Annotated in this window: 15 protein-coding genes; 6 read left to right on the forward strand and 9 right to left on the reverse strand. The window is 60.9% G+C overall.

What is annotated here, in order from left to right:
• Nucleotides 1–420 precede the first annotated feature (420 nt).
• Nucleotides 421–1,767 (reverse strand): site-specific integrase, encoded by a 1,347-nt coding sequence (locus ABE960_RS00690; protein WP_349760295.1) that lies wholly within the window; start codon nt 1,765–1,767, stop codon nt 421–423.
• Nucleotides 1,768–2,208: 441 nt separating this feature from the next.
• Nucleotides 2,209–2,871 (reverse strand): TetR/AcrR family transcriptional regulator, encoded by a 663-nt coding sequence (locus tag ABE960_RS00695; protein ID WP_349760296.1) that lies wholly within the window; start codon nt 2,869–2,871, stop codon nt 2,209–2,211.
• Nucleotides 2,872–2,948: 77 nt separating this feature from the next.
• On the opposite strand from ABE960_RS00695, the gene ABE960_RS00700 reads away from it, so the two are divergent.
• From ABE960_RS00700 to ABE960_RS00720, 5 genes are read left to right on the forward strand one after another with little or no spacing between them, the layout of a single operon-like run.
• On the forward strand, nt 2,949–4,013 hold the full coding sequence (locus ABE960_RS00700; protein WP_349760297.1) for an extracellular solute-binding protein: 1,065 nt from the start codon (nt 2,949–2,951) through the stop codon (nt 4,011–4,013).
• 41 nt (nt 4,014–4,054) lie between these two features.
• On the forward strand, nt 4,055–4,867 hold the full coding sequence (locus tag ABE960_RS00705; RefSeq protein ID WP_349760298.1) for an ABC transporter permease: 813 nt from the start codon (nt 4,055–4,057) through the stop codon (nt 4,865–4,867).
• Nucleotides 4,868–4,870: 3 nt separating this feature from the next.
• On the forward strand, nt 4,871–5,641 hold the full coding sequence (locus tag ABE960_RS00710; protein WP_349760299.1) for an ABC transporter permease: 771 nt from the start codon (nt 4,871–4,873) through the stop codon (nt 5,639–5,641).
• Nucleotides 5,638–6,705, forward strand: a complete 1,068-nt coding sequence (locus ABE960_RS00715) for an ABC transporter ATP-binding protein (RefSeq protein ID WP_349760300.1) — start codon at nt 5,638–5,640, stop codon at nt 6,703–6,705. The genes ABE960_RS00710 and ABE960_RS00715 overlap by 4 nt, the downstream gene beginning before the upstream one ends.
• Nucleotides 6,702–7,430, forward strand: coding sequence for an MBL fold metallo-hydrolase (locus tag ABE960_RS00720; RefSeq protein WP_349760301.1), 729 nt, complete (start codon nt 6,702–6,704; stop codon nt 7,428–7,430). The genes ABE960_RS00715 and ABE960_RS00720 overlap by 4 nt, the downstream gene beginning before the upstream one ends.
• Before the next feature lie 111 nt (nt 7,431–7,541).
• Here ABE960_RS00720 and ABE960_RS00725 read toward each other — a convergent pair whose 3' ends face one another.
• From ABE960_RS00725 to speB, 4 genes are all read right to left on the reverse strand, one after another.
• Complete coding sequence (locus ABE960_RS00725) at nt 7,542–8,990, reverse strand: aldehyde dehydrogenase family protein (protein WP_349760302.1); 1,449 nt, start codon at nt 8,988–8,990, stop codon at nt 7,542–7,544.
• 40 nt (nt 8,991–9,030) lie between these two features.
• Complete coding sequence (locus ABE960_RS00730) at nt 9,031–10,650, reverse strand: 5-guanidino-2-oxopentanoate decarboxylase (protein ID WP_349760303.1); 1,620 nt, start codon at nt 10,648–10,650, stop codon at nt 9,031–9,033.
• A 10-nt stretch (nt 10,651–10,660) separates the two neighbouring features.
• A complete protein-coding gene (locus ABE960_RS00735; RefSeq protein WP_349760304.1) occupies nt 10,661–12,046 on the reverse strand; it encodes a YjiH family protein in 1,386 nt (461 codons plus the stop codon).
• A gap of 65 nt (nt 12,047–12,111) precedes the next feature.
• The gene (gene speB / locus ABE960_RS00740) at nt 12,112–13,062 is read right to left on the reverse strand and encodes an agmatinase (RefSeq protein ID WP_349760305.1); all 951 of its coding nucleotides are present in this window, start codon (nt 13,060–13,062) and stop codon (nt 12,112–12,114) included.
• 183 nt (nt 13,063–13,245) lie between these two features.
• Between speB and ABE960_RS00745 the strand changes: the two genes are divergently transcribed.
• Complete coding sequence (locus tag ABE960_RS00745; RefSeq protein ID WP_349760306.1) at nt 13,246–14,667, forward strand: sigma-54 interaction domain-containing protein; 1,422 nt, start codon at nt 13,246–13,248, stop codon at nt 14,665–14,667.
• Nucleotides 14,668–14,798: 131 nt separating this feature from the next.
• Here the strand turns inward: ABE960_RS00745 and ABE960_RS00750 are convergent, their stop codons facing one another.
• The 3 genes from ABE960_RS00750 to ABE960_RS00760 form a co-directional block, all read right to left on the reverse strand.
• A complete protein-coding gene (locus tag ABE960_RS00750) occupies nt 14,799–15,818 on the reverse strand; it encodes a hypothetical protein (protein WP_349760307.1) in 1,020 nt (339 codons plus the stop codon).
• A gap of 98 nt (nt 15,819–15,916) precedes the next feature.
• Complete coding sequence (locus ABE960_RS00755) at nt 15,917–17,068, reverse strand: porin (protein ID WP_349760308.1); 1,152 nt, start codon at nt 17,066–17,068, stop codon at nt 15,917–15,919.
• Nucleotides 17,069–17,482: 414 nt separating this feature from the next.
• The gene (locus ABE960_RS00760; protein ID WP_349760309.1) at nt 17,483–18,676 is read right to left on the reverse strand and encodes a ProQ/FINO family protein; all 1,194 of its coding nucleotides are present in this window, start codon (nt 18,674–18,676) and stop codon (nt 17,483–17,485) included.
• Between the last annotated feature and the right edge of the window lie 25 nt (nt 18,677–18,701).

Genomic DNA, 18,701 nt, shown 5'->3' on the forward strand with positions numbered 1-18,701 from the left:
AATTCTTTTTAGGGACATAAATTCCATTTTTTGCTATATCACTGAAGTTAACTATTAAAAAAACCGGAACTTTCCCGGGGGGGACAAAAATCCATCATGCCACCATCAACACTTACAACTGTTCCTTGAATTGCACCTGCTGGCGCCAACATCACAGACAAGGTCAATCTATTTTCTAGCCCAAACTGGAGTATATCTTGTGGCCTTACATTTTCTGCTAATGACATGGACAAATATGAAGACGCATCCTCTAATGTTAGCCAGCTTTGAAGACGGTATAACCGCGACTGAATACTCATTTCAGATCCTTTTAATGCTCACTATATATGGAATGGATAGTCAACACAGTGTAGTTGCAAAAGATTCAGGAGCCACCATAAGCCAAGTTATCGGGGCAGGCTATCACCACTGGCGCCAGCCCTATCGAACCAATCCCAGCGACTCGCTCTCTTCGTCTGATGCGTCCGGTTTTTCCATATCTTGTCTGAACGTTTGCTGAGCAAATGCCTCAACCGCGTCGCGAGTGTGATCGGGGCGCAGGTGAGCATAGTGCTGAATGGTGGTCTGAATATCGGAGTGCGCCATCAGCCTGGCCACGGCCAGCAGGTCGGTACCCGCCATTACCAACTGGCTGGCGAAGTTGTGGCGCAGGGTGTATAGCAGTAGACCGCCGGGTAAGCTAGCCAGTTGGCGGATTCGCGCCCATGGCTTTTGCATCGCGGTCCCGCTCATCCGCTTGCCCGTCTTCGGGCTGGGAAATACCAACCCATTGGCAGGCTCTCCCTGCTGCTGGTGCCACGCCTTGAGCACGTCCACGGCGGCGGTGGAAAGCGGGAAGGTCATCGGCTCGCCCCGGTGGTGGGCGGTCTTCTCGATCACCTTGCGGATGGTGCGGAAGGTCAAGTTGACATGTTCCCAGCGCAGGCCGAACAGGTCGCCCGGCCGGAAGCCGGTGTAATACATGGTCAGTACCCACGGCTTGACGTGATCCACGAACGCCACGCTATCCAGGTCGGGCAGATACGCCTTGCCATGGGCACGACTCTGGCGCCGCTGCTCTCGCTTCTCCTCCTGGTAGGCGTCCAGCGCGGCGAACAGCGCTGCCACCTCATGACCCTCAAGGTAGCGCCGTTTCGACGCTTGCTCGGCCATCTCCTCCTCACTCGTAGCGGGCTTCTGCAGTTTGACGCCAGTCAGCGGGTTGGCCGGTATCACCTTGCGCTCGGCAGCATGTGTCAGCAGAGTGCCAAGCGCCCCATATGCCCGGGTCAGGGTCGTGAAGGCAGGAGGCGGCAATTCGGCTTCCTTGCTGGCCTGCCATCGTTCAACATCGGCCTGGGTCAGGCTGCCCATCGGCTCGTCGAGCCATTCGGCAAAGTGGTTTTCGATGCTCTGGATTGTCGCCTTGCCGCGCTTCTTGCGCCTCTGGTAGGCGGCATAGGGGCCCGCCAGGTAAGCGCGTAGGGTCTGCTGCTGCTGGTGAACGGCCTCGGCCTTGGCCTCTTCCAGTACAGCACGCGGGTCACCACCTTGAGCCACGATGGCCAGTGCCTCGGTAGCACGCGTTCTGGCCTGGGCAGCGGTCAGCGGCCCGTATCTGCCAAGCGTCAGTAGGCGCCGCTGGCCAGTCTTTGTGCGGTAGTAGAGGCGGAAGGTCAGGCCCCGCTTGCCGGGCCGAAGATGGAAGCCCGCCAGGTCGGTATCCCATACATCACTGGCCGGGGAATGCTTGGCCAAGCGCTCCAGCGCCCGGGTGGTCAGCTTCATCTGGGCAGTGTCTGCCATGCCAGGCGGCCCCGCTATAGGTGACAAATAGGTGACAAATAGGTGACATCTGCAGGATATCTCGGGCATCTTTTAGCCACAAGCGGAACACTCAAAAACACCTTCAAGATACTGATTCAATAGATATAAAAAGATATGGCTTGTTCTGGATGTTTCTGGCTGGATATGGCCATAACTCCCTCCTAAGGGGAAGGTCCCAGGTTCGAATCCTGGTGGGGGCACCAGGATAATCAATAAGTTATCACTCCCTCCTCCCCAGCAGCCCAAGAATCGCCTCCAGCCCCAACAGCGACCCCAACAAGGTTGCCTGGTAGGCATCCGACAGCGCTGCGCCAAGGCCCCAACGCCGGCGGTCTAAATGCCCAAGTGCAGCACCTTACCTGCCCGACAAGGTGTTGACATGACTCTCTTCTGTCGCCAGGCCTAGTTTTCCAGAGACGAGTCGTCAGACACCAAAATACGAGAAATCACATCTAGCTGACCATGCAATGTAGCCTTCAACGAACCAAGCTCCATGTCGTCTGATTTCACGAAGTCTATGAACAACACATTCAGCAGGTTAAAAAGCAGAGAGCCAATCACTGCAGCATCCACACCAGGGACGACATCTCCCCGCTCCTGCAAGACAAGCAGCAAGCGCTGCACCTGATTTCTCAGTCGCTCGTCCAGAAGGTTGTATTTGAGGCCGTTCGGCGTATGTGGCGACTCGATCGACGTTGCCATCGCCGTGCGCCACATCTCCTTGTCCAGATAGTGCAGTGAATGATCGTAGTAGTGATCGATCAGTCGCGTCAGTGCCTTGAGTACCGGCCGTGGTGGAGACGCGAGCAGACATTCGCCTGCCTCCAACACTTCTTTAACCTCCATCGAGACGATGGCGATGAGGATATCGCCCTTAGTCGAGTAGTAATTGTATACAGTCCCCACGGAAACGCCGGCCCGTTGGGCCAGATCCTCCATGCGCACGTGCCGATAGCCATCTCGACGAAACAGCTCTGTCGCGCTCGTCAGGATGCGGTGATTCCGATCTGCCTTCTGTCTCTCGCGCAAGCCAGCCAAGCCAGGCCCCCAGAGCGTAATTTGCATTCAACGTCATTATCCGCTAAAAAAATGAACGGATTCAAGTTTTACGCCACAAGTCCAACAAACCAGGAGGCTTCCCCATGAACCATCTCCGATTCAGTTATGTCCTCGCCCTGCCGGCAAGCCTGATGTTGACAGGTACCGGCTCTGCTCAGGCGGCTGACAGCCTGAACGCACTGGTGTGGTGCGATCATACCGACCCTGCCCTGATCGAACCGTTCGAGAAAGCACACGACGTCAAGGTCAACCTGCGTGAGTACGAAGGGACGGGGGCGGCATTTGCCATGCTCGAACAGTCCCGTCCTGGCGACTGGGACGTACTGGTAATCGATACGGTCGATGTGCCACGCGCCGTAGCGGCTGGGCTTCTCGCCCCACTCGATGCCCAGGCCCTGCCTACTGAAGACTTCTTCGCTGACATCGTGATGCCCTCCAGCAACCAGGTGAACGGGGAGACATATGCGGTGACCGAGAAGTTCGGCTTCAACACCATCTCATACGATGCTGAAACCGTTGACCCCGCTGATCTCGATAACCTGCTGTCGATCTGGGGTGATGAACCTGCTGGACGCATCGCCATCTACGATTACTACCTTCCGGTAATCGGCCTGGTCGCAACAGGACTTGGCATGGATACCAGTGAGCTTACCCAAGACGACCTGCCGGCTATTCGAGAAGAATTACTGAAGATGAAGGAAAACGCTGGATCCGTGGGGGCAGTGGTTGCAAGTCAGACAGCTCTTGCTACCGGGGAAGCAGACATTGTGGTTGGCGGCGGTGAGTGGCTTACCGCGGTTCTCTCCGAAGAGCAGCCCAACCTCACGTGGACAATCCCTGAGCAAGGGGCCGTCCGGTGGTCGCAGTCGATTGCTGTATTGGCAGGAAGTGAAAAATCAGAGCTGGCGGAGTCCTTCGTTCAGCATGTGGTGAGCCCGGAAGGCCAGGCGGCGCTTGCTACGTCTTCGTGTTATTGGGGAATGCCGGCCAACCGGAAGACCGGAGATATTCTGAGCGAGGAGCAGAAATCGGTTCTGCGCTGGGACCAGCAGGATGACTATCTGGCCCGTAGCCAGCTCTATCCGTCACCCGATGCCGAACTGGACGCGGCAATGCAAGACCTCTGGTTTGAAATGCTGCAGTACTGATTATCATGGCTTCGTCATCAACTACACGGGGTTGGGGCTTCATGGCCCCCGCCCTACTCTGGACGCTGGCCTTCTTCGTTGCTCCTTTCACGATTATGGCGGTCATGAGCCTTGCCTCGCTGGAAGGGCGCGAGTTGGTCTGGTCGTTGAGTCTCGACAATTACCAAAAGCTTTTTACACAGGCATATCTCACCAAGGCCATATGGGTTTCACTACAGATCACGCTAACCGTTACCGTGATCTCGATCCTGCTCGCCTATCCGCTGGCATGGATCATCGCCTTTCGTGTTCCCAAACGCTGGCAGCGACTGGTGCTGCTACTCAGCATTCTGCCCTTCTGGACCTCCTATGTGGTCCGCTCTTACTCATGGCTATTGGTCATGTCACGCGAAGGGGTTATCAATAATTCGCTGATGTCGCTGGGACTGATATCTGAACCTCTTCAGATGGCGAGTTCGCGATTCGCCACCGTTACCGGTTTCGTGCATTTCTTTGTCATGTTGCTCACGTTGACGATCTTCGCCAATCTCGTGCAGCTATCCCCGAACTACCGCCGCGCCGCCATGGACCTGGGTGCCTCCGGCTGGCAGGCGTTTCGTCACGTCATTCTGCCGTTGACGATGCCCGGCATCATGGTAGGAGCCTTCCTGACATTCGTGTTGTGCATAGGAGACTACATCACTCCCCAGATCCTGGGCGGGAACAATGAGCTTAGCGTGCCGCAGGTCATCATGATGCAGCTTGGCCGCCGAGGCGACTTCCCGCTGGCATCCGCCATGTCCCTGGTGCTGATGGGCCTGGTGACTTTGGCCTATATCGCCACCGCGAGATGGCTGCGACTGGACAGGATTTAGTTTATGCGCGTGATTCAGTGGTTTTACCTGGCCGTGGCCTTTGCCTTTATCTACTTGCCGGTGGCCTCTCTCGTATTGTTTTCATTGAAGGATGGCAACCTGCCTTTGCCTCCCTTCGAGGGGCCAACGCTTCGGTGGTATCAGGACGTACTGGGCGATCACCAGTTGATGGCGGCACTGGGCAACTCCCTGCTGGTCGCCGTGGTGTCCTCATTTACAGCATGCACGCTGGGCTTCCTGGCCGCTTACGGGCTGGCCAGGCATGTGTTGCCCGGAAGCGCTTTCATGCGCGGACTGCTTATCGCCCCGATGACGGTCAGCTACCTGATCGTCGGCCTGGGCCTGCTGATCGTGTTCAATCAACTGGGCATCGGGCTATCTCTTTGGGCCGCAGGCACCGGTCACGTCGTGATCAACCTGCCGCTCTGCTTCGCGATCATCTATGCCTCGATGGGGGCTCAACAGCAGAACGCTGAACATGCCGCACGGGATCTTGGTGCGAATGAGGCTCGGGTGATCACGCTGGTGACGATCCCCATGTTGGCCCCTGCCATCCTGGCGGCCTTCTTCCTGGCCATGACACTAAGCTGGGACGAGTTCGTGATTGCCTTCCTGCTGACCCGCTTCGACGTCACCTTGCCTGTCGAGATCTGGAGCCTGCTGCGCTCCGGGCTTTCATCGAAGACCAATGCGATCGGCAGCCTGGTGTTTCTGGGATCGGTAACCGTGGTCCTGCTGCTTGAAATATTTCTCTTTGGACGACGCCGCGCATGACAGCATCTATCTCCATCACCACATTGCACCACCAGTTCGGTGACTTCCAGGCACTCAAGGACATCAACCTCTCCATAGACGCTGGTGAGTACACCGTATTGCTAGGCCCTTCAGGTTGTGGGAAGACTACCCTGCTATCAGTGCTTGGTGGCTTCCTGGTCCCCACACAGGGCAACGTCATGATTGGCGACAACGACATGACAAGGGTGCAACCGGCCAAACGGCCGACTACCACCATGTTTCAGGACTATGCACTCTTTCCGCACATGACGCTGCAGGATAACGTTGCTTTCGGATTACGCATGCGTGGCATGGCCAAATCAGAACGGCATGCCAAGGCAGATCAGTTCCTTGAACTGGTGGGACTTCGCCAGGACGGCACCAAGAGGCCTCATGAACTCTCCGGTGGCCAGCGGCAACGCGTTGCGCTGGCAAGAGCACTGGCAGTGAATCCTGACGTGCTGCTGCTGGATGAGCCGCTCGGTGCACTCGACCTGAAACTGCGGCGATCCATGCAGGATGAGCTGAAGGACATTCAGCGTGAAGTCGGCACCACCTTTGTTCACGTGACACATGATCAGGAAGAGGCAATGGCCATCGCCGACCGGATCGTGGTGATGAATGCGGGTCGCATCGAAGATCAGGGCGCACCTGACCGTGTCTATCGTCGCCCCTCCAGCCTATTCGCCGCCAACTTCATGGGTGAAATGAATCAGCTCCCGGCATGGTGTGAACAGCACGGCGTCAAGACCGCATTGGGGTACCTGCCCGGCCATGATACCGCCAACAGCACCACGCAGTGGACGGCCTGCATTCGCCCCGAGCAATTGACCTTCGAGCCACATGAGTGGTCGCTCGGCAGCGCAACGATTATAGACAGTGCGTTCTTCGGATCCCACTACCGGTGCCATTTGCGGAGCGACGAGGCACCGGAGCTGACTTTGGTAGCCTACCTGCCTCCCAGCGCAGCTCCCAAGCCAGGGACCAAACTGCCCATCTATGCTAACCCTGCTGATATCAGCCTGTTTGCCACCGAGGAGTCGAAGGAGGCGATCGAACCATGAACCATGCCAGACCTGAAGATTGGTACGCCACCAAGCGTGTGGGAGACGAAGTCACGCTGATCTCCGAGCCTTTTATCAAGGCGTTCTATCGCTGCAACATCTGGCACGTGCGCGGACGGGAACGCGACATGCTGGTGGACAGCGGCATGGGCGTACTTTCCTTGCGCGAATGGGTTCCACTAGTGACCGAGCGGGACCTGACCGCCGTCGCTAGCCACACCCATTTCGATCACATCGGCTGTCACCACGAATTCAAGGATCGTGTGGTGCATCGTGCCGAGGCAGACATCCTGGCCAGTCCTGGCAGACCCGAGACGCTGGCTGATCCCTACGTGACGGACGACATCTTCGATCGGTTGCCGCCATCTCCCTACAGTTCTACCACCTACTCGGTGAAGTCAGCACCCGCTACGCGTCTGGTGGAAGACGGTGATGTCATTGATCTGGGTGACCGGGTCTTCGAGGTGATTCATACCCCAGGACACTCACCCGGGGGTATTGCCCTGTGGGAGGCGAGGAGTGGCATTCTGTTCTCGGGGGATATCGTCTATGACGGCCCTTTGATCGAGGATACCTATCACGCGGATGCCGAAGACTACGTCCGTTCGATGAAGCGCCTTTACGACCTACCTGTCAGGGTCGTGCATGGGGGCCACTTCCCCAGCTACGATGGTAAGCGGCACAGAGAGATCATCGGCCAATGGCTGACAGATAAAGGCGTGTGATGAACATTCACAGCCACGGTTGTTTTAGCAAGCTCAAGCAAATGGCCGTCCATATCTCAGGACGGCCATTTGGCTTGCGTGAACACAAAGGGCTTGGCGTCCAGGCATATCTCACGCATCAGGCCCGATCAGATGCTTCACCTCCAGATATTCCGCCAGCCCCAAAGGGCCCAGCTCACGCCCGATACCGCTGATGCCGAAACCGCCCCAGCTCACCTCGGGCAACACTATCTGTTCGCTGTTGATCCAGATGCTGCCGGCACGAACCTGCCGCCCTGCTCTCCGGGCACGCTGGATATCGCCGGCAACCACCGTGGCCGCCAGGCCGAAAGGGCTGGCATTGGCGAGCTCAATGGCCGCTTCATCGCTGGAGACGCTTCGACCGCAGAGCACGGGGCCGAAAATCTCCTCCTGCCACAGGCGACTCTCGGTCGGAACATCGCGGTAGAGCACCGGTGCGACGAACTCGCCGCGATCGGGGAGCTGACGGTCCCGGCCATCGCGCACCGCAACCAGCCCCTCTTCACGAGCTAACCCTAGGTAGCGCTCGACCGCTTCGCGCTGACGGGCGCTGGACATGGGGCCCATATCGGTGTCGTCGGCCAGAGGATCGCCAAGGCGAATGGCGTCGATGCGCTTACCCAGCGCCGCATAGAGGGGCTCCGCAATGGCATCGTGGACGATCAGTCGCGAGGTGGCGGAGCAGATCTGGCCAGAATTGAAGAAGATGCCAGCCATCACCCAGTCGGCGGCCTGCTCGACCTCGGCATCCTCCAGCACCAGGATGGGGGACTTGCCGCCTAATTCCAGGGAGACTTTACGGACTCCCTTGGCCGCCGCGTGCATCACCTTCTCTCCCACCGCATTGCTGCCGGTGAAGGAAAGCTTGTCAACGCCAGGGTGAGCGGTGAGTGGCGCGCCGATACCCTCGCCGTCACCGTGCACCAGGTTCAGCACGCCGGCGGGCAAGCCCACGGCCTCGGCGATCTCTGCAACCGCTTGCTCAGGCAGCGGTGTCACCTCGGAGGGCTTGAACACTACTGTGCATCCTGCCGCCAGGGCCGGAGCAATCTTCCAGGCACTGGTCACCAGAGGGAAGTTCCACGGGGTGATCAGGCCCACTACCCCAACAGGGTCTTCAAAGCACTGGGCTTGGATACCGTCAAGGCCATGCTCGACCATACGTCCCTGACGCGCCTCCAGCTCGGCCGCCTGACCCGCGTAGTAGCGGTAAGCGGCGATGGCATCATCAAGATCTATACCCGCCTCAGCCAGGGCCTTGCCGTTATTGCGGGAGGAAAGACGCATCAGCGCATCGCGGCGCTCCTCCAGCGCGTCGGCAAAGGCGTATAGAAAAGCGCCCCGGCGCTCACCGCCAAGAGCCTGCCAAGAAGGCAGGGCATGACGAGCGGCGGCTACGGCGGCGTCCACATCGGTGGCATCACCGCCGGTGACTTCGGCGATTGTCTCCTGACGGTAGGGGTCTGTGACGGGTAGGCGACGACGTCCTGCGCTCTCGACCCAGCGGTTGTCGATGAATTGTCTTGTCAGCTCTTGCATGGGCGACTCTCTCGCAACGGGATTACAGGTCGAAGGGATGCTATTCCTGCAACGAGGCATTCCAGGCGGCCGCGTCGATCTCGATCAACGATGGTCCCTGCTGGGGGCGCTCGCGGATCGCCTCGGCCAGCGATTCAGGATCGCCGACGCTACGGGCATAACAACCGAATCCGGCGGCCAGCATCTGGAAATCCGGCGCCTGGATATCTACCCCCAATCGCGGGACATCCGCGCTATCCATGTAGCGGCGAATCTCTTCATAGCCCTGGTTGTGCCACAGCAGAATCAACACCGGCAAGGCCTCCTCCACAGCACAGGCCAGCTCGGTCAGGGTGAACATGATGCCGCCGTCACCCACCAGTGCCACGACAGGCAACTCGGGCTTCCCAAGGCTGGCCCCCATGGCGGCGGGCAGGCCATAGCCAAGCGTGCCGTAGCCCGTCGAGGCGTTGAAGAAACGCCGTGTCGCCGGCTGTGACACCAGGTGGTTGGCGGCATAGGTGGTGGCGCAGGAGTCACCGACCAGGATGGCCTCCGGCAGGGTGTCACGGAGAGTGTCGAACAGCGACACATAGGGCGCGAACGCCGGGTCCTGCCACAACGCCAGCGCCTCCCGAGTCGCTCGTGTCCGTTCCTCACCGTTTTTTCGAAGGGGAGTCTGGCTGAAACGGCTAGCCAGTGCCTTGAGGGTGAGCCCGGCGTCCGCCATAAGTGCAAGATCCGCCGGCTGATTTCTGGCCAGCTGCTCGGCGTCGATATCCACGCGGATCAGCCGCCCGCCAAGGGAGAACCCGTCATCGAAGACGACGTCATAGTCGGTCTCGCCCAGCTCGGTGCCAATGGCGAGCACCACATCGGCATCGATGGCCAATTTGCGCACGGCGGGCAGAGAGGCATTGGCGCCCAGGTCCAGGGGATGGTCGATGCCAAGAAGCCCCTTCGCATTGATCGTGGTGACCGCCGGGGCGTCCAGGGCCTCCACCATCGATCTCGCGGCACTCGGCTCCTTGATGCAGCCGCCGCCCAGAAGCACCAGGGGGCACTTGGCCTGCCTCAGCCAGTCACCCGCCTTCTCAAGAGCCTCGAGATCCGGCGATGCACTGGCAAGTGACGTACGTCGCCAACTGGCCGGTTCCTCTACCGGAGCATCGAGGAGATCGATGGGGATCTCGATGTGCACCGGCCCCGGGCGCCCAACCTCGAACACGGAAAAGGCCCTGGCCAGCACCTCGGGCAGCGCCTGCGGTTCCAGCAAGGTATGGCTGAACCGCGCGAGCCCCGCGATCAGCTGCTGTTGGCTCGGCAGTTCGTGCAGCCGGCCCTGACCGCGTCCCAGTGTGTCGTGACGATTGACGCTGGAGATCACCAGCATGGGGACCGAGTCGGCCAGCGCCTGGCCCATGGCCGTGGCGATGTTCGTCATCCCGGGGCCGGTGATGATGAAGCACACCCCCGGCTGGCCGGTGGCCCTGGCATAGCCATCGGCCATAAAGCCCGCGCCCTGCTCGTGGCGCGGGGTAACATGCCGGATGCCGCTGGCTGTCTCTCCTCCGCCCAGCCCACGATAGAGCTCGACGGTATGGACCCCTGGGATGCCGAAGACGGTATCTACGTCATAGGTGTCCCGAAGCAGACGGATGAGCAGTTCTGCACAGGTCATTTAGCGCCCCTCATCCCACCAGCCAGTGGGCCATGACGACGATGATCGGCAGGGTGATGGCGGTACGGATCAGGAAGATGGCTACCAGTTCCCACAGTTTGAGAGGGATCTTCGATTTCAGCAGCAGCGCGCCGATCTCGGACATGTAGACCAGCTGGGTCAGCGACAGGCAGGCAATCACGAAGCGTGTCAGCTCGCTATCGATGTTGCTGGCCAGCACCGCCGGCAGGAACATGTCGGCGAAACCAACCAGGGTGGCAGGCGCCGCGGCCTCGGCCTCCGGCAGGCCCATCCACTCAAGGACCGGCACCATGGGCATGGAAAGCCATGTGAACAGCGGAGTGAATTCGGCCAGGATCAACGCCACAGTACCGATGGCGATAACCAGAGGCAGCAGACCGAAGAAGATATCGGCGACGTTGAACATCGCGACGCGCAACAGCTGACGCGGGCCTGGCGCCTTCTCGGCGCGGGCGACGGCCATCCCCAGGCTGTAGCGCAACAGCCCCTGATCCCCTGTACGCTCCTCCTGCAGCTGACAGCCCACCGGCTCATAGTAGCTGTTCGACTTGAGTGAGAGCGGCGGGATACGCGGCACGATCACGGCGGCCACCAGACCGGCCACCACCACCGTCAGGTAGAAGGGCACGAAGAGGTGATTGATACCGATGAAGCTGGCCACCAGGAGCGCGAAGGCGATCGAGACGATGGAAAAGTTGGTGGCGATGGCCGCCGCCTCGCGGCAGTTGTAGAAACCCTTCTCATACTGCTGGGTCGTGATCAGGACGCCGACGGTGCCGGAGCCCATCCAGGAGGCGGTAGCATCGATGGCGCTGCGGCCGGGCAGGCCGAAGATCAAGCGGAAGGGAGTGCGAAGCAGGCTGCCGATGAACTCCATGAAGCCGAAATCGACCAGGAACGGCAGCAGGATGGCGGCAAAGAAGAAGAAAGTCAGCAGGACCGGCGCCAGGTCATTGAGCATGACGCCACCAGTGTAGGAGGCGGTAACAAACTCGGGACCGACCTTGAAGTAGATCATCAGCGCGAATATCGCCCCTAGCCCCCGCATGATAGTCCACGGGAGGGTCACGTCGAACAGCTCTCCCAGCGCGCTGCCTTGTGCCCAGGAAGGCCTGGAGGCCTTCACGTAGAGGGTCAGCACAAACGACAGGCAGAGTACCAGGGTGGCGATGGCAGGCAGCGACTCACCCAGCAGGGCCTTGAGCCAATCGGCGGCAAGGCCCATGCCAATATTGATGGTATCGCCTACCGAGAAAGGCACCAGGAACAGCAGAACGCCCATCAGCGACGGTACGATGAACTTGATCAGGCCGTGCCGTGACAGCGGCTCGCCTTCAAGCGCTATGTTGTCGGAGCTATCGAGAGAAGATGGCATGGATTACCTCAGGTTGACTTGTCATTGTGAAAATCTATGGCTGACCTGTATTCAGGCCAGACGCTTCAATCGCGACGCTTGACGCCCGGCAATACGCAAAGCATCTCGTAGAGCAGGGTGGCGCCAATCAAGGCGGTGTTGCCGCTGGGGTCATAGGGCGGTGCCACTTCCACCAGGTCACCGCCTACCACATTGAGCCCGGCTGCGCCTCGCACGATCTCCAACCCCTGCTGAGAAGTCAGGCCTCCCATCTCGACGGTGCCGGTGCCCGGCGCGACCGAGGGATCGAGGGCATCAATATCGAAGGAGATATAGACGGGCCCGTCGCCCATCTGCTCTCGCACTTCGGCCATCAACGGGGCGAGCGACCTGTACCAGCACTCCTCGGCCTGTACGACGCGAAAGCCCTGCTCGCGGCACCAGTCGAAGTCCTCTGCGGCGTAGCCGGTACCTCGCAGGCCGATCTGGATCACCCGCTGGCTATCCAGCAGGCCCTCCTCCTGAGCGCGGCGGAACGGGCAGCCATGCGCCACCTCCTCGCCGAACATCGTGTCGTTGATGTCAGCATGGGCGTCGATATGGATCAGCCCGACCGGGCCGTGCTTCTTGGCAATGGCCCGGAGCACCGGCCAGGTCAGGGTGTGATCACCGCCAAGCGTAAGGGGCGCGCAGTCGTGGGCCAGCACCCGGTCATAGAAGCCGGAGATGATGTCCAGGTTCTTGGGCAGGTTGAAGGTGTTGATCGGCACGTCGCCAATGTCCGCAACCTGGAGGCTATCGAAGGGTGCCGCCCGGGTCGCCATGTTGTAGGGACGCAGCATCCGCGACTCATCGCGAATCTGGCGGGGTCCCAGGCGGGTCCCGGGGCGATTGGAAGTCCCGATGTCCATGGGAATGCCGATGAAGGCTGCATCCAGACCCTCGGCGCCTTCCTGGGTCGGCAGGCGCATCATCGTCGCGGGCCCACCGAAGCGCGGCATGTCGTTGCCACCCAGGGGCTGGTTGAACTCACTCATGCAAAGGTCCTTTGCTTTTCTGGTCGGTGATGAATACGCAAGGTTCACATTAAATGTGCACAAACCATGCCACCCGGATTTCGGGGCCTGACCCAAACAAATGATTCATAACTAGATCACTCACCATCCAACAATGATGCAATAATGAATCATTGATGCATTCATGAATCCAAGGTCGACCACATGAGCAACATCGACAGTCTCATCCTCAGGACCATCATCGATACCGCCCATGACCACTACTTCGTGGTCGATGCCGACGGCAAGGTTCGCTATGTAAGCCCCAGTGCCGCGGCGGTATATGGCATCTCCTGTGAACAACTCCTGGCAAGCAGCGTGCAGCGTCTCGAAGACGAGGGGGTGCTGAATCCATCGATAAGCATCGAAGTGATGCACACTGGAGAACCAGTACAGCTCGTTCAGTGCACCGGCACCGGGCGCCAGGTGATTGCCCAGGCCCATCCGGTCTTTGAAGCGGGAGAGCTGGTGGCCGTCGTCAGCCGTTCCATGGATCTCACCGACCTTCAGCTGCTGCAGCAGGAATACACCTTGCTGCAGCAGCGCTTCAGCGACCACCTGAAGCGCAGCCAGGCACTCGAGCAGGAGGGTGCGACACTGGAGAGCGAGCTCGACGAGCTGGAGGTCAAGAGCCCCCTGATGCGGGAGGTGGCCCTGCTGCTCCGCCGGGTTGCCCCCACGGACGCGACGGTGATGATGCTCGGCGAGTCCGGGGTCGGCAAGACGGCCTTCGCCCGTCAGCTTCATCGCTGGAGCCCTCGACACGACGGCCCCTTCGTCGACGTCAACTGTGCCGCCATACCCGAAAGCCTGTTCGAGGCGGAGATGTTCGGCTATCGTTCCGGGGCCTTCAGCGGCGCCGCTCCCGGCGGGCGCATCGGGCTGATCGAGCAAGCCGCAGGCGGTACGCTCTTCCTCGACGAGATCGGCGAGCTGCCCCTGGGGGTACAGACGAAGCTACTGAAAGCTATCCAGGATGGGCGCATCTCTCGTCTGGGCGACAACCAGTCACGCCGCGTCGACTTCCGCCTCGTGGTAGCCAGCAACCAGGACCTCAGCCGACTAGTGAAGGAAGGGTCGTTCCGCCTGGACCTCTTCTACCGACTGAACGTCATACCCGTCACCCTGCCGCCACTACGAGAGCGCCGGGAGGACATTCCCGGCCTGGTCGAGCGGCAGCTGAAGCAACTCAATCGACGCTATAGGCAGGAGAAACTACTCGCGCGGAGCAGTTGGAAGTCGTTAATGCGTCAGGACTGGCCCGGCAACGTGCGGGAGCTTGAGAACTGGCTGGAGCGGGCCTGGCTATCCAGTGATGACACCATCCATGCCGACACACCAGTTCCTGCCCATCCGGTCACAGCGACAGCCAACGCCTCCGACCAAGGCGTTCCAGACCAAATCTCCTTTCCGACTCTCCACGAGGAGGAAGGCCTCAAGGACGCTCTAAGCCGCGCCGAGCGCACCATCCTTGCCGAGTTCTGCGAGTCTCTGCCCAGCACCTATGCCATTGCCGAGCGACTCGGCATCAGCCAGCCAAGCGTTGTCAGGAAGCTCAAACAGCATGGCCTGCGCATCCAGCGATGAGTGAATCGAGTGTTCGCATCTCCATAGCGGCCTGATGCCCAACGACAAGGCCCCCGGCGCATTCACGCCGGGGGCCTTGCTGTCCAACAGGCGTTCAGGACCCATCCAGCGTCCTGGCAGCCATTCTCCTGTCAGCGATCCAGCCGCTGCACCTTCAGCTCGTAGTTGTTGACGCCTCTCGTGTTACCGAACTTCTGGCCCTGCACGCGGATGCGATAACGGCCCGGTGAAAGCGCCGTCTCCATGTCGACATCGCCGTCGAAGCCCTGACCGGCGCCCTCGGCGACCACCCGACCGGACGCATCCAGCACCTCGAGGACGATGCGGTAGGTGTCCTGGTAGCCCGGCGGATAGGTGGAGGTGGTGATAGCGACCCGACCCTGCTCGGCCACCTCGAAGGTCAGCACCTCGCCCCGGGCGCGAATCTTCACGTCGGTGACGATGGTCTGGAAACCAGGCGCGGCCTCGTCACGCTCGGGTGACCCTTGCGCCACGGAGGCCGACGCCTCGGGCGAATCTCCGGTGGCGGCTGTGGCCGTCGCCGCCGCGCCGGACGCCACGTCACGTCGAGGCGCTGCAATGGTCGCCACGTCATCCTGGTTGCGCACGAAAACGCTGCCGCTGGCGTCACGCCCATTTCCGGTGAAGACCAGCCCGTTGCCATCGCTGACGGCCTCCTCCAGTCGCCGTCCCTGGTCATCCAGTCCGACGATCCGGATGGAGTAGCCATCGCCCGCCTTGCCGCGGGTGCCGAAGCGTTGGGCCTCGACGCGCAGGATGTAGTCGCCGGGGGACAGGCGCTGACGCAGGGCCAGGCCGCCGTTCTGTCCTAGCGCCTCGCTGCGGGCGATCACCTGCCCCTGGGCATCCTCGAGGACGGCTGCTATGCGGTAGTCCTCGGAGTATCCGGGGGTAACCCGGCTCTCGACCAGGTAGGTACCGTCCTCGGTCACCGAAAAGTCGTGGGCGTTGACGCCCCCGAACAGAAAGCTGCGGCTGCGAGCATCCGTATCGGACTGCAGGAAGCCGGTCAGATCGAGTTGCTTGCCCTCTTCACGGAACCGCTTCTCCACCTCGTTGGCAGGCGCCGTGGCACTGCCGAGCATGAGACCCAGCGACAGAAGGCTGACGGTGATAATGGGCTGTTTCATGGAACCTCGCCTCAGAGAATAAAAAAGCCGACCCCTGAGGATCGGCTTTCTGGATCTAAGACCGCTGCAGCAGGATCAGGCCCTGCATGCAGGGGGAATTAGAACAGGTAGGCGGCGCCAACGGCGATGCTGTCACCCTCGTCGAGTGCGCGGTCATACCAATAAGCCTCGGCGTAGGTGTAGAAGGCATCGGAGATGTTGTAAGTTGCGCCGATCGCAAACTCGTTGTAGCTCTCGTCCCCCTGCTCGTTCGGCCAGTCGCCGCTGGTCACGGCGTCGTCGACGGTATCGACCAGGGTACCACCACCCACGTCGACATACTGGTAGGCGGCGTAGATGTTGCCCATGCCGTAACCGTAGTCGGCGCTCAGGCCGTAATAGTTGACGTCGGATACGACGTCGGTACCGGCATCGAAGCGCTCATACTTGAGGGAGAGGCGCAGGGTGTCGATGGTGTACTGGGCGTTGATCCCGTACTGGTCGCCCGCGTCGAAGTCACCGGTGGTGACGACGGAATCGGCATCGGTGCTGGTGTAAGTGCCGTCGTTGTTGCCCAGGTTGTCGTAGGCCGCGGCGATGGAGAAGGCACCGGCGGTGTACTTCACGCCGCCGAAGAAGGAGGCGTCGCCGCCGGAATCTCCCACGACGCTCACGGTATCACCGGCAGCAGATTCGAAGTCATCAACGGAATCTGCTTCTTCTGCGTCACCCTGGATCTGGGTGCCCAGGGCGAACTGCAGGCCGCTGAAGGAAGGCGACATGTACTGCAGCTTGTCACCCTCGCGGGAATCTTCGGTGCTCACATAGGCACTGTTGGAGTCCGAAAGGCTCCCATATTGATAGCTGGTGAACGGGTCCTGGATCCAGTCATCGATCAGCGGATCGTAGGAGCCGAGACGAACATCACCGAAGTTGCCCATCAGGCCGAAGTAGGCCTGGTCACCGGTATCCATGCCACCGCCGTCCTGAATTTCGTCGGCGTCGCCTTCGAACTCGTACTTGAAGTAGCCGCTCAGGCCTTCAGAGATCTGGTGGCTGCCGGACACACCCAGGGTGGAGCCGTTGTCTACCAGCGAGTCTTCGGATTCGACGGTACCGTCGCCTTGAGCCTTTTCCTTGCTGGCGTAGGTCAGCTGGACGTTGCCGTACAGGTCAAGTTTGGTGCCGTCCTGGTTGTAGACGGTGGCAGCCTGGGCGCCGGAAGCGGCCAGTGCGCCGGCAATAGCAGTCGCTAACAGTGTCTTTTTCATTGCGATGTTTCCTTATTGTCTAGCTTGCTGTTTCGATCGTAGCTGCCCGTTCTTGATGAGCGGGTCAGCGGGCTTGGCCGGTCTTGGTGCCGGTTCTCGTGCCTGCGGGCTCCCTCCCGGGAGGTGGCAGGTCGCGAGCCAGACCACGGCTAAGCCTTGTTATAGTCCAATGCTCGCAAGAGGAACTTTATACCGGGTATCGGGGGGAACGCAACAAGAAAAAACACTGTTTTCATTCGCCGCGCACATCCACAACCGGTGCCTCCTCCTGCTCCTTGCGATTCGGGCGCCATCCCGGCGAGCCCTGCGCCCCCTCCGGCTTGCCGCGGCGATGTTGCCGCCGAATCGGGCGCCTGGCGCGATGAGCGGGCTCATGATGCCCTGCCAATATGACGAAGACAAGTCAGGGGGAGATCAACGCTGGTTATGCTTGGCCAGCAGGGCGGAGAGCTTCTCGTCCAGGGTGTCGGCGCCCCCGCTCTCGGGGGCGCCGGAGGAGGGGCCGGCAGGGCGCGAGGAGGCAGACGACGACCCAGGGGAAGCATTGTGCGTGCCGGCCTTGTTCGTGTGAGCCTTGTGCTCACCGTCCCTGTTGTCACCGTGGCCGTCACGCCTGCCCTGCCCTTCGGCGCGTCTGTCGCCCTTATCTCCTCTATCGCCCTTGTCGCCAGAGCCGGCCTCGCGTCCCTTGCCGCGGGGTCGGGCCGAGCGGGCGGACTTGCGGCGATCGGCCTGCAGTCGCTCCAGCTTCCTGTGGGCATGCTCGGCGGCGGCGGTATCCACCTGGCCCGCCGGTTCACCGGCCAGGTCGAGGCGCCAGGCCCCCTCGCGCACCGACTTGAGGTAGCGCGGCAGGTTGACGTAGCAGGCCAGCGCCCGGCGCACGAGCTTCTCGGGCCAGGGCTCACGCTCGGTCAGCTCCTCGTGGATGCCGACCTTGAGTGGCCGGGTATGACCCTTGAAGAAGGTGGCCGAATAGCGCCGGTACCACTCGTCCAGCAGCGCCTGGGGAGACGGAGCCTCACCGATGTCGAGCTCAGGGGTCGTGCCCGGCTCTCCGGTAACTTCAGCGCGAGCTTCGGGGCGAACGTCGGGGCGAACGTCGGGGCGAACCTGGTCACGAACACCGGCGGAGACATCCCCCGAAGGGTCGGCCGGGTCAGCCGTCGTCTCGGGATTTGGGGCGGAGGTGCTCTCCGACTCGGGCGACTCCAGGTTGGGCGACTCGGAGCTGGGCGAACCGGGTTTAGGCGAATCGGAGAGCGCCTCGGCGGCCTCGGGCTTTCGCGGGCGACGACCGATCAGGGCGGAGAGCCCAAGGGCCCGTCGCGCCTGGCGATGGAAGAGCATCGTTCCCGCCTCGGCGGGATCTTTTTCCAGCAGGCGCAGGTTGTGCGCCTCGAGTTCACGGTTCTGCTCATCGAGCTCGCGGTTCTCCTCGGCAAGCTCGAGGCGGGTGGCCTCCAGCTCAGTGATGCGAGCCTGCATCTCGGCCAGCCGGGACTGAAGGGCATCCTGCTGCAGGCGGGATTCCCGCGACTCGCCCAGCAGGGCCGCAACGCGCCGCTCCAACTGTTCCAGCAGGTGTGTTGAGCGTTCCTCGTTCACGTCCTGGCCCTCCAGTGCGCCATGC

This window comes from Halomonas aquatica (assembly GCF_040196335.1).
GTDB lineage: Bacteria > Pseudomonadota > Gammaproteobacteria > Pseudomonadales > Halomonadaceae > Halomonas > Halomonas aquatica.

Bases quoted from the DNA above. Each gene is read 5' to 3' on its own strand.
- ABE960_RS00690 (WP_349760295.1), bottom strand. From the start codon at position 1,767: ATGAAGCTGACCACCCGGGCGCTGGAGCGCTTGGCCAAGCATTCCCCG.
- ABE960_RS00695 (WP_349760296.1), bottom strand. From the start codon at position 2,871: ATGCAAATTACGCTCTGGGGGCCTGGCTTGGCTGGCTTGCGCGAGAGA.
- ABE960_RS00700 (WP_349760297.1), top strand. From the start codon at position 2,949: ATGAACCATCTCCGATTCAGTTATGTCCTCGCCCTGCCGGCAAGCCTG.
- ABE960_RS00705 (WP_349760298.1), top strand. From the start codon at position 4,055: ATGGCCCCCGCCCTACTCTGGACGCTGGCCTTCTTCGTTGCTCCTTTC.
- ABE960_RS00710 (WP_349760299.1), top strand. From the start codon at position 4,871: ATGCGCGTGATTCAGTGGTTTTACCTGGCCGTGGCCTTTGCCTTTATC.
- ABE960_RS00715 (WP_349760300.1), top strand. From the start codon at position 5,638: ATGACAGCATCTATCTCCATCACCACATTGCACCACCAGTTCGGTGAC.
- ABE960_RS00720 (WP_349760301.1), top strand. From the start codon at position 6,702: ATGAACCATGCCAGACCTGAAGATTGGTACGCCACCAAGCGTGTGGGA.
- ABE960_RS00725 (WP_349760302.1), bottom strand. From the start codon at position 8,990: ATGCAAGAGCTGACAAGACAATTCATCGACAACCGCTGGGTCGAGAGC.
- ABE960_RS00730 (WP_349760303.1), bottom strand. From the start codon at position 10,650: ATGACCTGTGCAGAACTGCTCATCCGTCTGCTTCGGGACACCTATGAC.
- ABE960_RS00735 (WP_349760304.1), bottom strand. From the start codon at position 12,046: ATGCCATCTTCTCTCGATAGCTCCGACAACATAGCGCTTGAAGGCGAG.
- speB (WP_349760305.1), bottom strand. From the start codon at position 13,062: ATGAGTGAGTTCAACCAGCCCCTGGGTGGCAACGACATGCCGCGCTTC.
- ABE960_RS00745 (WP_349760306.1), top strand. From the start codon at position 13,246: ATGAGCAACATCGACAGTCTCATCCTCAGGACCATCATCGATACCGCC.
- ABE960_RS00750 (WP_349760307.1), bottom strand. From the start codon at position 15,818: ATGAAACAGCCCATTATCACCGTCAGCCTTCTGTCGCTGGGTCTCATG.
- ABE960_RS00755 (WP_349760308.1), bottom strand. From the start codon at position 17,068: ATGAAAAAGACACTGTTAGCGACTGCTATTGCCGGCGCACTGGCCGCT.